The 15,743-nt window shown below is 72.9% G+C and carries 10 protein-coding genes and 1 pseudogene; all 11 read left to right on the forward strand.

Translation table 11 applies throughout. From position 1 onward, the window contains the following. Window positions 1-48: 48 nt before the first annotated feature. The 11 genes and pseudogenes from pheS (at window position 49) to ACIGCK_RS03760 (ending at window position 15,720) form a co-directional block, all read left to right on the forward strand. Complete coding sequence (gene pheS / locus ACIGCK_RS03710) at window positions 49-1,089, forward strand: phenylalanine--tRNA ligase subunit alpha (RefSeq protein WP_396663844.1); 1,041 nt, start codon at window positions 49-51, stop codon at window positions 1,087-1,089. Beyond that, window positions 1,089-3,581, forward strand: a complete 2,493-nt coding sequence (gene pheT, locus ACIGCK_RS03715; protein ID WP_396663846.1) for a phenylalanine--tRNA ligase subunit beta — start codon at window positions 1,089-1,091, stop codon at window positions 3,579-3,581. Before pheS ends, pheT begins: the two co-directional genes overlap by 1 nt. Before the next feature lie 201 nt (window positions 3,582-3,782). Next, entirely contained in the window at window positions 3,783-6,659 is a 2,877-nt protein-coding gene (locus tag ACIGCK_RS03720) for an MMPL family transporter (protein ID WP_396663847.1), read from the forward strand. Next, on the forward strand, window positions 6,656-8,488 hold the full coding sequence (locus tag ACIGCK_RS03725) for a YhgE/Pip domain-containing protein (RefSeq protein ID WP_396663849.1): 1,833 nt from the start codon (window positions 6,656-6,658) through the stop codon (window positions 8,486-8,488). Before ACIGCK_RS03720 ends, ACIGCK_RS03725 begins: the two co-directional genes overlap by 4 nt. A 319-nt stretch (window positions 8,489-8,807) precedes the next feature. Further along, window positions 8,808-9,042 (forward strand): annotated as a pseudogene (locus ACIGCK_RS03730) (reductase); the annotation flags it as partial. Between the two features lie 254 nt (window positions 9,043-9,296). Beyond that, complete coding sequence (gene argC / locus ACIGCK_RS03735) at window positions 9,297-10,394, forward strand: N-acetyl-gamma-glutamyl-phosphate reductase (protein ID WP_396663850.1); 1,098 nt, start codon at window positions 9,297-9,299, stop codon at window positions 10,392-10,394. After that, on the forward strand, window positions 10,391-11,548 hold the full coding sequence (gene argJ, locus ACIGCK_RS03740; protein ID WP_396663852.1) for a bifunctional glutamate N-acetyltransferase/amino-acid acetyltransferase ArgJ: 1,158 nt from the start codon (window positions 10,391-10,393) through the stop codon (window positions 11,546-11,548). Before argC ends, argJ begins: the two co-directional genes overlap by 4 nt. After that, window positions 11,545-12,444 (forward strand): acetylglutamate kinase, encoded by a 900-nt coding sequence (gene argB, locus ACIGCK_RS03745; protein ID WP_396663853.1) that lies wholly within the window; start codon window positions 11,545-11,547, stop codon window positions 12,442-12,444. The genes argJ and argB overlap by 4 nt, the downstream gene beginning before the upstream one ends. After that, a complete protein-coding gene (locus tag ACIGCK_RS03750) occupies window positions 12,441-13,673 on the forward strand; it encodes an acetylornithine transaminase (protein ID WP_396663854.1) in 1,233 nt (410 codons plus the stop codon). The genes argB and ACIGCK_RS03750 overlap by 4 nt, the downstream gene beginning before the upstream one ends. Further along, entirely contained in the window at window positions 13,670-14,593 is a 924-nt protein-coding gene (gene argF, locus ACIGCK_RS03755) for an ornithine carbamoyltransferase (RefSeq protein ID WP_396663856.1), read from the forward strand. The genes ACIGCK_RS03750 and argF overlap by 4 nt, the downstream gene beginning before the upstream one ends. Next, window positions 14,572-15,720: a heparan-alpha-glucosaminide N-acetyltransferase domain-containing protein gene (locus ACIGCK_RS03760; RefSeq protein WP_396663857.1), complete on the forward strand. Its 1,149-nt coding sequence runs from the start codon at window positions 14,572-14,574 to the stop codon at window positions 15,718-15,720. The genes argF and ACIGCK_RS03760 overlap by 22 nt, the downstream gene beginning before the upstream one ends. Window positions 15,721-15,743: the final 23 nt, after the last annotated feature.

The raw sequence follows: 15,743 nt of genomic DNA on the forward strand, positions 1-15,743 counted from the left end.
TTCTGCGGGCGCGGGAGGCGGCATCCACCCCCGGTAGACTCGCCTCTCGTGTCTGACACTCCCGAGATCACGCCCCAGGCGGTCCAGGATGCCGTGGATGCCGCGCTCGCGGCCATCGCCGCGGCAGCCGACACCGCAGAGCTCAAGGCCGCCCGCTCCGCCCACCAGGGCGACGGGTCGCCGCTTGCCGCGCTCAACGCGCGCATGCGCGATGTGCCGAAGGAGCACAAGGCCGAGTTCGGCAAGCTCGTCGGGCAGGCGCGCGGCGCCGTGACGCAGGCGCTCGCCGCGAGAGAGGCGGAGCTGGCCGAGGCCGAGACGGCGGCGCGGCTCGAGGCGGAGCGGATCGACATCACGGCGGTGCCCTCCCGCACGCGCGTCGGGGCTCGGCATCCGCTGTCCCTCCTTCAGGAGCAGATCAGCGACATCTTCGTCGGCATGGGGTGGGAGATCGCGGAGGGGCCCGAGCTCGAGCACGAGTGGTTCAACTTCGACGCCCTCAACTTCGACGTCGACCACCCCGCACGCCAGATGCAGGACACGTTCTTCGTCGACCCGGTCGACCGCCACCTCGTGATGCGTACGCACACCAGCCCGGTGCAGGTGCGCTCCATGCTCGAGCGAGAGCTGCCCATCTACGTGCTGTGCCCGGGGAGGGTCTACCGCACCGACGAGTTCGACGCGACCCACCTGCCGGTCTTCACGCAGTTCGAGGGCCTCGTCATCGACAAGGGCATCACGATGGCGCACCTCAAGGGCACGCTCGACCACGCCGCGCGCGTGCTGTTCGGCCCGGAGGCGAAGACCCGCTTCCGCGCCAACTATTTCCCCTTCACCGAGCCGTCGGCCGAGCTCGACCTCTGGCACCCGACCTTCAAGGGCGGCGCGCGCTGGATCGAGTGGGGCGGCTGCGGAATGGTCAACCCCAACGTCCTCCGCGCCGCGGGCATCGACCCCGACGTCTACTCGGGCTTCGCCTTCGGGATGGGCATCGAGCGGACGCTGATGTTCCGAAGCGACGTGCAGGACATGCGCGACATGGCCGAGGGCGATGTCCGCTTCAGCGAGCAGTTCGGGATGGTGGTCTGATGCGCGTTCCGCTGTCGTGGCTGCGGGAGTACGTCGAGGTGCCGGCGGATGCCGCGCCCGAGGACGTGCTCGAGGCCCTCGTGTCGGTGGGCTTCGAGGAGGAGGACGTGCACGGCTTCGGCCTCCAGGGGCCGATCGTCGTGGGCCGAGTGCTCTCGTTCGAGGCCGAGCCGCAGTCCAACGGGAAGACGATCCGGTGGTGCCAGGTCGATGTCGGCGAGGGCGAGCCCCGCGGGATCGTGTGCGGCGCCGGCAACTTCCTCGAGGGCGACAAGGTCGTCGTGACCCTGCCGGGGGCCGTGCTGCCCGGACCCTTCCCGATCGCGGCGCGCAAGACCTACGGCCACGTCTCGGACGGCATGATCGCCTCGGCGAAGGAGCTGGGCCTCGGCCAGGAGCACTCCGGCATCCTGCGCCTCGGCGAGCTGGGCCTGGACCCCGAGGTGGGCACCGATGCGATCGCGCTGCTCGGGCTCGACGACGTGGCGGTGGAGATCAACGTCACGCCCGACCGCGGCTACGCCCTGTCGATCCGCGGCGTCGCGCGCGAGTACTCGCACGCGACCGGCGCGGCGTTCACCGACCCGGGCCTGCGCGAGGTCGACGCCCCGGGTACGGGCTTCCCTCTCCTCATCGACGACCGGGCGCCGATCCGCGGCCGCGTCGGGGCGAGCGAGTTCATCGCACGCGTCGTGCGCGGGGTGGATGCCTCGGCGCCGACCCCGCCGTGGATGATCGCGCGCCTGGCCCTCGCCGGCATCCGCTCGCTCGGCGTGCTGATCGACATCACCAACTACGTCATGCTCGAGCTCGGCAACCCGATCCACGGCTACGACCTCGACAAGCTCTCCGGCGGCATCACGGTGCGCCGCGCGGAGCCGGGGGAGAAGCTCGAGACGCTCGACGGCCAGGTGCGCACGCTGCACCCCGAGGACCTGCTGATCACCGACGAGTCGGGCCCGGTCGGCCTCGCGGGGGTCATGGGCGGCGGCACGACCGAGATGAGCGACACGACGACGAACGTCCTCGTCGAGGCCGCCGTGTTCGACCCGGTGTCGATCGCCCGCACCGCCCGGCGGCACAAGCTGCCCTCCGAGGCATCCCGCCGCTTCGAGCGCGGCGTCGACCCGCTCGTCGCCGTCGTCGCGGCGCAGCGTGTCGTCGACCTCATGGTCCAGCTCGCCGGGGGCACGGCGGACGCACTCGGGGGGGCGCTGCAGCCCGAGCACGTGATCGAGGGGATCGAGCTGCCCGCCGGCTTCGTCCAGGGGCTCATCGGCGTGGACTACATGGCGGTCGAGGTCGAGGACGCCCTCCGCATGATCGGCTGCGACGTGCACGAGGCCACCGCCGGATGGAACGTCATCCCGCCCTCGTGGCGCCCCGACCTGACCGACAAGTGGACCCTCGCGGAAGAGGTCGCCCGCATCAGCGGGTACGACCGCATCCCCTCGGTGCTGCCGACGCCCCCCTCGGGGCGCGGCCTCACGCCCGCCCAGCAGGGTCGCCGGCGCGTGTCCAACGCGCTGGCCGCCGCCGGCTTCGTCGAGACGCCGGCGTTCCCCTTCACCACCGAGGAGGCGAACGATCTGCACGGGTCGGCCTCGGGCTCGCACCTGCCGAGCATCAAGCTCGCGAATCCGCTCGACGGCCAGGCGCCCTTCCTGCGGCGCTCGCTCGTGCCGGGCCTGCTCCAGACCGCCCACCGCAACCTCTCCCGCGGGCTCACCGACCTGGCCCTGTTCGAGGTCGGCACGACCTTCGTGCCCGAGCCGGGCGTCGTCTACGGCACAGAGAGCGTGCCGCCGCTGGCCGTGCGGCCGGATGCCGCGACCCTCGCGGCTCTCGACGCCTCGATCCCGCCGCAGCCGCGCCTCGTGGCGGTGCTGCTGGCGGGCAACGTCGCGCCGAAGCAGCCGGGGCGCGCGCCCGAGCCGGCGGGGCTCGCCGAGGCCCTCGACGCCGTGCGCGTCGTCGCCGCCGCCACGGGGGTGACGATCGACGTCGCGCAGGGCGCGCGCGCCGCGCTCCACCCCGGGCGCACGGGCGTGCTCTCCGTCGCGGGCACGGAGGTCGGCTACGTCGGCGAGCTGCTGCCCGCCGTCGCCGAGGCATCCGATCTGCCCGGTCGCGTGGTCGTCGCAGAGCTCGACCTCGACCTCGTGCTCTCGATCGCGGGGGAGAAGGTCGTGGCCGCCTCGCTGTCGACCTACCCCGCGGCGACGCAGGACGTCTCGCTCGTCGTGGGAGCCGACGTGCCCGCCGCCGCCGTGCGGGAGGCCGTCGCTGAGGGCGCCGGCGAGCTGCTGGAGTCGCTGCGCCTCGTGGACGACTACCGCGGGCAGGGCGTGCCGGAGGGATCGAAGAGCCTCACGTTCGCGCTTCGCTTCCGCGCCCCGGATCGCACGCTGACCGCCGCCGAGGCGACCGACGCGAAGCTCGCGGGCGTCGCCGTGGCGGCCGAGCGCTTCGGCGCCAGCATCCGCGACTGACGCGGGAGCCGCGGCGAGCTGCCGACGACAGGCGATCCGACGGACGCAGGACAATGCGCTCGGGATCGTCCTGCGTCGGCACGATCTCCTGTCTCGGTGCACGGGTGTCGACGTGCAGCGGGGCGCGATTCTGAGAGAGTGGTCCCGACGGGGGATATGGGGGGCTTCGGGCGTGGCCCGAGAAAGAGGGAGTCGTCGGAGATGTCCTCCGTTCTGTACCGCATCGGCCGCTTCTGCGCGCGTCGCCGCTGGTGGGTCGTCGCGGTCTGGCTCGTCCTCGCCGTCGGCGGGGGAGCCGCGGCCGGTGCGCTCGGCAATCACCTGCAGTCGTCCTTCGATATCCCGGGCACCCAGGCGCAGACCGCGCTGGATGCGCTGGAGCAGCGGTTCCCGCAGCTGAGCGGGGCGAGCGGCCGCATCGTCGTCGTCGCGCCGGAGGGGGCCACGATCGCCGGCGACGCGGATGCCATCGCCACGGCGTGCGAGGGCGTCGCGGCCGTGGCCGAGGTCACCGCGGTCGGCTGCCCCTATCCGATGTCGGCGAGCGGTTCGACACCCGCCGGCGCGGGGGCGCCCGCGCAGATCTCCGCGGACGGCCGGATGGTCTTCCTCTCGGTGCAGCTCTCGGTCGCCGCCGAGGACGTCCCGGGCACGCTCGTCGACGCGATCGATCAGGCGACGTCGCCCCTGAGCGACGCCGGGCTGCAGGTCGCCGTGTCGGGGATCACGGCCGCCGCCTCCTCCGGTGTCGACTGGACCGAGATCGTGGGCATGGCCGTCGCCTTCCTCGTGCTGGCGGTGACGTTCGGCTCGCTCCTGGCCGCGGGGATGCCGCTCATCACCGCCGCGATCGGCGTCGGCGTCGCGACGAGCTCGATCACGATCGTCGCCGCCTTCGCGCCGGTGCAGGCCACCGCTCCGGTGCTCGCGACGATGCTGGGTCTCGCGGTGGGCATCGACTACGCGCTGCTGATCACGTCGCGGCATCGCGACAACCTCCGGCAGGGCATGGCGGTCGCCGAATCCGTCGCCGTCGCGATTGCGACGGCGGGCACGGCGGTCGTCTTCGCGGGTCTGACCGTCATGATCGCGCTGCTGGGGCTCGCGGTCGCGGGCATCCCCTTCCTGACGGTCATGGGGCTCGGCGCCGCGGCTGCCGTGCTCTGCGCGCTGGCGGTCGCCGTCACGCTCCTCCCGGCGATCCTGACGCTGTGCGGCCGGCGACTCATCCCGAAGCCGCCGCGCCGGAAGCGCGCGCCGAAGGCGGCGGTGCCGGATGCGCGGAGGCCTGGCCCCGCGTGGGTACGGATAGCGACGCGCGCACCGCTCGCCACCGCGGCGATCGTCGTCGTCGCGCTGCTGGCTCTGGCGGTGCCCGCCGCGGGGATGCGCCTGACTCTTCCCGACGCGGGATACGACCCGGCGGGTTCGCCGGCGCGCGTCGCCTACGACCTGCTGAACGAGGGGTTCGGCCCGGGATTCAACGGTCCGCTGCTCATCACCGCGGACATCTCCCGCACGCTCGATGTCGAGCAGGCGCTCGACGCCCTCGACGGGGAGTTCGGATCGGTCGAGGGCGTCGCCGCGACCTCGCAGGCGTTCCCCAACGAGGCGCTCGACCTCGCTGTGCTGACGATCACCCCCACCAGCGCGCCGAGTTCGGCCGAGACGGGCGACCTCGTGCAGCGGCTGCGCGACCTGGCCCCGGCCTTCGAGTCCGCGCACGGGTTCGGGTTCCAGGTCACGGGCCAGACGGCCCTCGCCATCGACATCTCCGACCGGCTGGGCGCGGCGCTCCTGCCGTTCGCGCTGGTCGTCGTCGGGCTGTGCCTGCTGCTGCTGATGATCATGTTCCGCTCGATCGCGGTTCCCGTGACCGCGACGTTCGGCTACCTGCTGACGGTGGGTGCCGCGCTCGGCGTGTCGACGGCCGTCTTCGAGTGGGGGTGGGCGGCCGATCTCCTGGGCGTCGGGAAGGTGGGCCCCGTGATCAGCTTCATGCCGATCCTCGTGATGGCGGTGCTGTTCGGCCTCGCGATGGACTACCACGTCTTCCTCGTCTCGCGGATGCGTGAACGCTACGCAGCGACCGGCGACGCGCGCGTGTCCGTCCGGGAGGGTTTCTCCGCATCCGCGCGGGTCGTCACGGCCGCCGCGCTCATCATGTTCTCGGTCTTCTTCTCCTTCGTCCCGGGCGGCAGCGCGATCATCCAGCCCATCGCGCTCGCGCTCGCCGTGGGCGTGCTCATCGACGCCTTCGTCGTGCGGATGACCCTCGTCCCCGCCCTCATGACGCTGCTCGGCGACCGCGCGTGGTGGTTGCCGCGGGGTCTCGCCCGGGTGCTCCCTGACGCGGATATCGAGGGCGAGGCGGTGCAGCGGATGCTCGCGCAGCGACGGTGGCGCGACGAAGTCGCCGACCGCCGAGCGGGGCTGCACGCACGGGATGCCGTCGTCGGAGACTCCCGCGCGGCGTCCTTCACCGTGCCGGACCGCGGCGTGCTGCTCGTGCGCGGCGACCGCGCCGACGACCTCTGTGCGGCGCTCGCCGGTCGCTCGGCCGATATCGGGGGCGACGTCGCGGTGCGCGGACATGTGCTCCCGTTCGAGCGGGCTGCGGTGGCGTCGGCGACGGCCTACGTGGGGGCGGTGCCCCCGCCGGCCGACGCCGAGTCGGTGGGCGACTACCTCGGGGGGATGCTGCGGCTGAACGGTATTCCCCGACGCGACCTGGCCGCACGGACGCACGTCGCAGCAGGGGTCTTCGACGCGCTCGTCGACGCGATGGGTGCGTCCGGGGTGCCGACGGGCGAGACCGGTCCGGACACCCCCGTCGCGCGCCTGGACGAGTCAGGACGGTGGGCGCTCGCCGCAGCCGTCGCCCTGGCAAGTGGCCTGCCGCTCGTCGTCGCCGACCTGCGCGGCAGGGCCGCGCCCGTCGTGGCGACGGTGCTGGGCCGGCTCGACCCGTCGGCGACCGCCGTGTTCGCCGTCGACGACGCCGTTCAGCCGCTCACGGATCGCAGCATCGTCTCGGTGCGAGCCGACGCCACCGCACACGAGAGGAGCCGCCCATGAACCGCTTCTGGAGCCTCGTGCCCGCACCCGCCCGGTCGCGGCGGCGCACGGTCGCGGTCATCGTGCTGGCGGTGATCGCACCGCTCCTCGTCCTCCTCGCGCTGCTTCCTCACCGCAGCGTGGAGACGGTGTCCGCCGCGGTCGTCAATCTCGATGCGCCGCTGGAGGCGGACGGCGCCCCTGTCGCCGTGGGCAAGCTCCTCACCGAGAACCTGCTGACGGGTGATGACGGGGTGACCTGGACGCTCACCGACGCGGCCACGGCCGATGCAGGGCTCGCCGACGGCGGGTTCCAGGCGGTCGTGACGATCCCCGCCGAATTCTCGAAGGACGTCGCCACGATCGGTTCGGACGCGCCGACGGTCGCCCAGCTGCAGGTGCGCACGAGCACGCGCCACGGATATGTCGAGGGGATGGTCGCGGATGCGCTCGCGGCCGGGCTGCCCCGCGGCGTCGCGGCGGAACTGACCTCGGGCTACGTCGCGGGGACCCTGAGCGCGTTCGCGGACCTCTCCGAAGCCCTCGGCCAGGCGTCCTCCGGCGCTCGGGACCTGACCGCCGGCATCCAGGGCGCCGGTGAGGGAGCGGGCGCGATCGAGGCGGGAGCGGCTGACCTCGCATCGGGCATCGGTGAGATCGCGCGCATCCTCGACGCCCTGCCCGAGGGGGCGCGGGACCTCGGCGCGCTCAGCGCGGCGGCGTCCGCCGACACCGCGGCCCTCGCGGTCTCCCTCGCCGAAGAAGCGCTCGTCGCCGAGGAGCTCGCTCTGGCTCAGGACGTCGGCGTCATCGGGCTCGATGAGATCGCCGCGCTCATCGCTCTCGACCCGGCGCAGCCGGCGGGCGCGCTGGTGGACGAGATCGAGGCGCTGCGACAGGGCGCGGCGGGCATCGCGGCGCGCATGCAGACGCAGGCCGGCGCGCTGGCGGGCGATTCGCTGGATGCCGCGGCCGTCGCCCTCGGCACAGGGGTCGTCGCCGACGTCGCCGCCCCGGTCGCCGACGGGCTGGGCCTGCTCGCATCGGCCGAGGCGGCCGCGGGGGAGGGGGCCCGCGAGCTGGCCGTTGGCGTGGGCGACCTGCGCGCGGGGCTCGGGGAGCTCGCGACCGGGTCGGGCGCGCTGGCGTCCGGCCTCGACACGGCGGCCGCCGACATCCCCTCCTACACTTCGGATCAGCAGAGGACGATCGCCGGCGTCGTGGCCGACCCGATCGGCGTGGAGACCGCCTCGTCGGGTGGTCCGACGACCGCGAGGGCCGCGGCGGTCGCGGCGCTCGTTCCCGTCGCGCTCTGGCTGGGCGCGCTGGCGACGTCGCTGGTCGTCGCGCCGTTCTCCCGGGCCGCCCTCTCCACGTCCGCCTCCGCCCGACGTATCGCGGGGCAGGCCGCGCTCGTCGCCGTCGCGGTCGGCGTCGTCCAGGCCGTGCTCGTGTGGATCGGGGTCGCCGTCCTGGGTGTCGCTGCGGAGCGCATCGCCGTGGCGTTCGGCCTGACCGTGGCGATGTCGGTGTGCTTCGCGCTCGTCCATCAGGCGTTGTGCGGGCTGCTCGGTCGCGCCGGTCTCGTCGTCTCGGTGATCGCTCTGGGCGTGCAGGTCGTCGCCGCGGGAACCCTCGGTCCCGTGCCTGAGGGGTCGATCGCGGCGGGCCCGCTCGCGCTACTTCCACTCAGCACCGGTCTGCAGGGCACCCAGGCCCTCCTCGGTGGCTCGCTCCACGCCGTCCTGCAGTCGGCGATCGGCCTGCTGCTGTGGGCGGGGGTCGCCGCGCTCGGTGCCGTCGCGGCGGTCGCGCGGGCACGCGCGTCCGTGGCGCCCGCGGCGGCCTGACGATCGCGCATCGACGAAGGGGCGCGGTCCGTGCGGACAACACGCCGGTGACACCGGTGACTTGGCGCCGGCCCCGCCCGGAACGACGGGCCTTCGGCCGGCGTACGGGCGTACTTCGCCGGAGTGTTGTCCGAGCGAACGAGGATGGGTCCGCCGCCGCGGCCCAGCCGGGTGCGACTTCTGTGGGATGGATGGATGACGAACGGGCTGATCCTGGGCGGCACCGGCTGGCTGAGCGGGGCGATCGCGGGGGCGGCGCTTCACTGGACGTACGTCTCGTCGGTCCCGGTCTACGCCGCCGACGACGAGGACGGCGCAGGGTGTCGCGCCGTGGATGGGTCCGCGCTCGCTGCCGCTGTGGCTGCCGGCCGGGATGCCGGGATTCATGACCCGCTCGAACGCCGCGTATCGCGCCGCCGGGGGACGGCCGAGACCTCCGCGAGACGCTGGAGCGCACGCTCGCCGACGAGCGCTCCCGCGGTCTCGACCGGGAACGGCGCGCGGGGCTCACACGCGCCAAGGAGCGGGAACTGCTCGCCGCACTGGGGGCCTGACCACCCGTCCCACGAACGCCGGAGATTTGCGGATGCCGCGGCACGGCCGCTATCGTCGGCGCATGCCTTCGGCCGCCACCGCCCTCGAGACGCCCTCCGTGCGCCTCGCCGGTGCGCGCCGACGTCTGGGCGGCCGCCGACTGTAGGCGACCCCGCACGCCCCGCCCCGTGGGCGCGGCAGCGGCGTCGCCGTCGACATCCTTCTCCGCGCCACCGCGCGGGGGCGAGACCTCCCAGACCCTAAGGTTGACACCATGCCCTATCAGGTAGCCGTCTCCGGCGCCTCCGGATACGCCGGCGGGGAACTGCTCCGGCTGCTCGCGGCGCACCCGGATGTCGAGATCCGCACGGTGACCGCGCACTCGAACGCCGGCCAGCCGCTCGCCCTGCACCAGCCGCACCTCCGCTCGCTCGCTCACCTCACTCTGCAGGACACGACGCCCGAGACCCTCGCGGGGCACGACATCGTCTTCCTCGCCCTGCCGCACGGTCAGTCGGGGCAGTACACCGAGGCGCTCGCCGAGACGCCGCTCGTGATCGACTGCGGCGCGGACCACCGGCTCGAGTCCGTCTCGGCGTGGGACCACTTCTACGGCGGCGAGTTCCACGAGCCGTGGGCCTACGGCGTGCCCGAGCTCCTGGTCGGAGGCGGCGCCAAGCAGCGCTCCCGCCTGGCCGGGGCATCCCGGATAGCAGCGCCCGGCTGCAATGCATCGACCGTGAGTCTGAGTCTCGTCCCCGGCGTCGCTGCCGGGGTGATCGACACCCGCGACATCGTGAGTGTCCTCGCCGTCGGGCCGAGCGGCGCCGGCAAGAGCCTCAAGACGAACCTCCTCGCGAGCGAGATCCTCGGCTCCGCCAACCCGTATGCCGTCGGCGGCACGCACCGGCACATCCCTGAGATACGCCAGGCGCTCGCCGCCGCGTTGCCGGTGGCGGACTCGGCGAGCGAGCCCGAAGACCGGGTATGGACATCGCTCACCGACGCCATCCGCATCTCGTTCACGCCCGTCATCGTGCCGATGGCGCGCGGCATCCTCGCCACCAGCTCGGCCCCGATCGCGCCGGACGCGTCCGACGCCGACATCCGCGGCGCGTGGGAGGCGGCCTACGGGGATGAGACGTTCGTGCACCTGCTGCCGGCAGGGGAGTTCCCCCGCACGGCCGACGTGCTCGGCGCGAACACCGCGCTGATGGGGCTTGCGATCGACCGTGCCGCGAACCGGGTCGTCGTCGTCACCGCCCTCGACAACCTCGCCAAGGGCACGGCGGGCGCGGCGATCCAGTCGATGAACATCGCCCTCGGCCTCCCCGAGGCCACGGGCCTGACCGTGAACGGAGTGGCGCCGTGAGCGTGACCGCACCCCAGGGCTTCGCGGCGGCGGGTGTCGCCGCGGGGCTGAAGTCGACGGGAAAGCCGGATGTCGCGGTCGTCGTCAACCGCGGGCCGCTCAAGGCGGGCGCGGCGGTCTTCACGAGCAATCGCGCCAAGGCCAACCCGATCCTGTGGTCGGAGGTGGCGGTGAGGGACGGCGTCGTCGAGGCGGTCGTGCTCAACTCCGGCGGCGCCAACTGCTTCACGGGCAGTTTCGGGTTCCAGACGACGCACCAGACCGCCGAGAGGGCCGCCGAACTGCTCGGCGTGAGCGCCGGCGACGTCCTCGTGTGCTCCACCGGCTTGATCGGCACGGGCGACGAGGTCTTCCGCGCCAAGGTGCTGGAGGGCACGACCCGCGCGATCGCGGGGCTGACGCCCGACGGCGGCGAGGCCGCGTCGCTCGCGATCATGACGACCGACTCCCGCCCGAAGCGCACCGTCGTGCACGGCGACGGCTGGTCGATCGGCGGCATGGCGAAGGGTGCCGGGATGCTCGCGCCCGGCCTCGCGACGATGCTCGTCGTCCTCACGACCGACGCCGTGCTCACCGCCGAGGAGGCCGACGCTCACCTGCGCGCCGCGACCCGCGTGAGCTTCGACCGGCTCGACTCCGACGGGTGCATGTCCACGAACGACCAGGTGACGCTCATGGTCAGCGGCGCGTCGGGCGTCACCCCCGACCCGGATGCCTTCGCGAAGGCCCTCCGCGAGGCCTGCACGAGCCTCGCGACGCAGCTGCAGGGCGACGCCGAGGGCGCCAGCCACGACATCACGATCGAGGTGACCGGCGCGGCATCCGAGGAGGACGCCGTCGAGGTCGGCCGCTCCGTCGCCCGGAACAACCTCTTCAAGGCGGCGGTCTTCGGGAACGACCCCAACTGGGGCCGCGTGCTCGCCGCGATCGGCACGACGCATGCCGCGTTCGATCCGTACGACGTCGACGTGAGCATGAACGGCGTCCGCGTCTGCACGAAGGGCGGACCCGACCGGCCGCGGGAAGAGGTCGATCTCACGCCGCGCGCGACGCACGTCGGCATCGATCTGAAGGCGGGCGACGCCTGCGCCACGATCTGGACCAACGATCTGACGCACGACTACGTCCACGAGAACAGCGCGTACAGCTCATGACCGACATCCAGGACACCAGCCCGGAGGAGGCGGCCGAGAAGGCCGCCGTGCTCATCGAGTCGCTGCCGTGGCTCAAGCGCTTCCGCGACCAGATCATCGTCATCAAGTACGGCGGCAACGCGATGGTCTCCGACGAGCTGCAGCAGAGCTTCGCCGAGGACATCGCCTATCTGCGCTTCGTCGGGGTCAAGCCCGTCGTCGTCCACGGCGGGGGCCCGCAGATCTCGGCGATGCTCGATCGGCTCTCGATCCCGAGCGAGTTCAAGGGCGGATACCGCGTCACCTCGACCGAGGCGATCGGCGTCGTGCGCATGGTGCTGACGGGCCAGATCAATCCGCAGCTGGTGGGCCGCATCAACGCGCACGGGCCGCTCGCGAGCGGAGTGAGCGGCGAGGACGCCGGCCTGTTCGGCGGACGCCGCCGGGGAGTCGTCATCGACGGCGAGGAGCACGACCTCGGCAACGTCGGCGATGTCGTCAGCGTCGATCCGACGACGGTGCACGACCACCTCGAGGCGGGACGCATCCCCGTCGTCTCCTCGATCGCGCCCGACCTCGACAGGCCGGGGCAGAGCCTGAACGTCAACGCGGATGCCGCGGCATCCGCCCTGGCCACGGCGCTCGGCGCCGCGAAGCTCATCGTGCTCACCGACGTCCCCGGTCTCTACGCCGACTGGCCCGACCGGGACTCGCTCGTGTCGCACCTGACCGCGACGGAGCTGCGCGCCATGCTGCCGAGCCTGGAATCGGGCATGATCCCGAAGATGCAGGCGTGCCTGGACGCGGTCGACGGCGGCGTCGACTCGGCGGCGATCATCGACGGACGGGTGCCGCATTCGGTGCTCGTCGAGGTCTTCACGAACAAGGGAATCGGCACGGAGGTGGTCGCGGGATGAGCTGGCAGGACGACGCGGGGCGGGATCTGGTGCGCAGCTTCGGCGAACGCATGGCGATGTTCGTCCGCGGCGAGGGCGCGTATCTGTGGGACGACGCCGGCCGCCGCTACCTGGACTTCCTCGGCGGCATCGCCGTCAACTCCCTCGGCCACGCGCACCCCGTGTTCGTCGAGGCGCTCGCGCGGCAGGCGGCGACGCTCACCCACGTCTCGAACTACTTCGCCACGCCCCCGCAGCTGCAGCTCGCGGCGACGCTGAAGCGGCTCGCCGGCACGGGGGAGCGGGGCCGGGTGTACTTCGGCAACTCCGGCGCCGAGGCGAACGAGGCGGCGTTCAAGCTCGCCCGGCTGCACGGACGCGAGAGCGGCCGCCCCCGCATCCTCACGCTCGAGAACGCCTTCCACGGTCGCACGATGGGAACCCTCGCGCTGACGGGCAAGCCCGCGATGCAGGAGCCGTTCTCGCCGATGGTGCCGGGGGTGGAGCACATCCCCGTCACGATCGAGGCGCTCGAGGCCGCGCTCGATGACACCGTCGCGGCGCTCGTCGTGGAGCCCATCCAGGGCGAGGCGGGCGTGGTCGAGCTTCCGGAGGGCTATCTCGCGGCAGCGCGGGAGCTGACCTCGGCGCACGGCGCGCTCCTCATCGTCGACGAGATCCAGACCGGCGCAGGCCGCACCGGCGCGTGGTTCGGGTTCCAGCACGCCGGGATCACGCCCGACGCCATCACGGTGGCCAAGGGCATCGGCGGCGGCTTCCCGATCGGCGCGCTCATCACGTTCGGCGACGCGAGCGAGCTGTTCTTCCCCGGCTCCCACGGCTCCACGTTCGGCGGCAACGCGCTCGGCACCGCCGTGGCGGGAGCCGTGCTCGGCGAGATCGAGCGCGCCGGACTCGTGGCGAACGCCGCGGCGCGCGGTGCGCAGATCCGCGACGCGATCGCGGGCATCCATTCGCCGCTGGTGACGGGATGCCGCGGCCAGGGCCTGCTCATCGGCATCGCGCTCGCGCGGCCGGTCGCCGGTGCGGTCGTCGCCGCGGCGCAGACCCACGGGCTCATCGTGAACGCCGCGAATCCCTCGACGGTGCGCATCGCCCCGCCCCTGACGATCGGCGACGACGAGATCGCCGAGTTCGTCGACCTCTTCCAGGCCTCGCTGGCCACCGCAACCGAAGCCCTGCTTCTCGACGACGCGGCCGACGCCGCTCCCGCAAAGGTGAACGCATGACCCGCCACTTCCTCCGCGACGACGACATCACCCCCGCCGAGCAGTCCGAGATCCTCGATCTCGCGCTCGAGCTGAAGAAGGACCGCTGGGCGCACAAGCCGCTCGCCGGTCCGCAGACCGTCGCCGTCATCTTCGACAAGTCCTCCACCCGCACGCGCGTCTCCTTCGCCGTCGGCATCGCCGACCTCGGCGGCTCGCCGCTGGTCATCTCCACCGCCAACAGCCAGCTGGGCGGCAAGGAGACCCCGGCGGACACGGCCCGGGTGCTCGAGCGGCAGGTCGCGGCGATCGTGTGGCGCACCTACGCGCAGGCCGGGCTCGAGCAGATGGCCCAGGGCACGCGGGTGCCCGTCGTCAACGCGCTCTCCGACGACTTCCACCCCTGCCAGCTGCTGGCCGACCTGCTCACGATCCGCGAGCACAAGGGGGAGCTGAAGGGGCTGACGCTGACGTTCTTCGGCGACGGCATGAGCAACATGGCCCACTCCTACGTGCTGGCCGGCGCGACGGCGGGGATGCACGTGCGCGTCGCCTCGCCCGAGGACTACGCCCCCCGCGAGGATGTCGTCGCGGATGCCGACCGGATCGCCGAGGGCACCGGTGGCTCGGTCACGCTGTTCACCGACCCGCTCGAGGCCGCGGCGGGGGCCGACATCGTCGTCACCGACACGTGGGTGTCCATGGGCAAGGAGGAGGAGAAGATCGCGCGTCTTCGCGACCTCGGCGCCTACAAGGTCACGAACGAGACGATGACGCTGGCCAAGGCCGACGCGATCTTCATCCACTGCCTCCCGGCCGACCGCGGCTACGAGGTGGACGCGGAGGTCATCGACGGACCCCAGTCGGTGGTGTGGGACGAGGCCGAGAACCGTCTGCACGCGCAGAAGGCCCTGCTGGTGTGGCTGCTGGCGCAGAGCTGACGACCGGCCGACCGGGCAGGCTCGCCGCGAACTGGCGGGGCCTGAACGGTCCCGCGCGCCTGGCGGGCGTCGATCTCGCCCGGGGGCTCGCCGTCATCGGCATGCTCGCGGCCCATCTGCTCGTCACCGACGACCTCGTCTGGACCGATCCCGCCACGTGGACCGGCATCGTCGACGGGCGCTCCTCGATCCTCTTCGCCACCCTCGCGGGCATCTCGATCGGTCTGCTCACCGGCGGTCGCGCGCCGGTGCGCGGCGAGCGCCTCGCGCGCGCGGCGACCGGCCTGGCGGTGCGCGCCCTGATCATCTGGGTGCTCGGCATCCTGCTGATCGCCACCGGCGTGCCGGTGTACGTCATCCTGCCCGCCTACGCGATCCTGTTCCTCCTCGTCCTCCCGCTGCTCACGCTGCGCCCCGTCGTCCTGTTCGGGATCGCGGTGGGACTGGGGCTGGTGACCCCCTGGGTCTACGCGGCGATCATGACGCTTCCCGTGTGGCGGACGCCGGGAGTGGAGGATGCGAGCCTGCTGATCGGGTGGCAGTACCCGTTCGTGGTGTGGAGCACGTTCATCGTGGCGGGGCTCGGCGTCGGGCGGCTCGATCTGCGCTCCGGGAGCGTGCAGACGGCGCTCGTGCTCTTCGGCGCGGGGGTCGCCGCGATCGCCTACGGGCTCGCCCCGCCGGAGGGGCGGCGGGATGCCGCGGCATCGGCGTCGCTCGTGGATGCCGTGTGGACGGCCGAGCCGCACTCGAGCGGCGTGCTCGAGGTGTTCGGTTCGGGCGGCTTCGCGCTCGCCGTCGTCGGCCTGTGCCTCCTGGTGTGCCGGCCCTGGTGGCGAGGGGGCGTCGTCGGTCCGCTCGGATGGGCGGCGCTCCCGCTGCGGGCGCTCGGCTCCATGCCGCTCACCGCCTACGCGGGGCAGATCCTCGCGTGGGCGATCGCGGCCACCATCCTGCTCGGCAGCCCCTCCGACCTGTCCGGGTTCCGCGCGCTGCACCCGTTCGGGAGCTTCGTGTTCTGGAGCATCGTGGGCTGCACGGCGTGGGCGCTCCTGATGGGGCGGGGACCGCTCGAGGCGGTGGTGGCCGCAGCGGTGCGCCGCACGGCATCCCGCATCGTGCGCTGACGGCCCGACGGGCGCGGCACCCG

It is taken from the genome of Microbacterium sp. NPDC078428 (genome assembly GCF_044542535.1).
Taxonomy (GTDB): domain Bacteria; phylum Actinomycetota; class Actinomycetes; order Actinomycetales; family Microbacteriaceae; genus Microbacterium; species Microbacterium limosum.

Coding starts and splice junctions, on each gene's coding strand:
- pheT (WP_396663846.1), top strand. CDS start 1,089: ATGCGCGTTCCGCTGTCGTGGCTGCGGGAGTACGTCGAGGTGCCGGCG.
- ACIGCK_RS03720 (WP_396663847.1), top strand. CDS start 3,783: ATGTCCTCCGTTCTGTACCGCATCGGCCGCTTCTGCGCGCGTCGCCGC.
- ACIGCK_RS03725 (WP_396663849.1), top strand. CDS start 6,656: ATGAACCGCTTCTGGAGCCTCGTGCCCGCACCCGCCCGGTCGCGGCGG.
- argC (WP_396663850.1), top strand. CDS start 9,297: ATGCCCTATCAGGTAGCCGTCTCCGGCGCCTCCGGATACGCCGGCGGG.
- argB (WP_396663853.1), top strand. CDS start 11,545: ATGACCGACATCCAGGACACCAGCCCGGAGGAGGCGGCCGAGAAGGCC.
- ACIGCK_RS03750 (WP_396663854.1), top strand. CDS start 12,441: ATGAGCTGGCAGGACGACGCGGGGCGGGATCTGGTGCGCAGCTTCGGC.
- argF (WP_396663856.1), top strand. CDS start 13,670: ATGACCCGCCACTTCCTCCGCGACGACGACATCACCCCCGCCGAGCAG.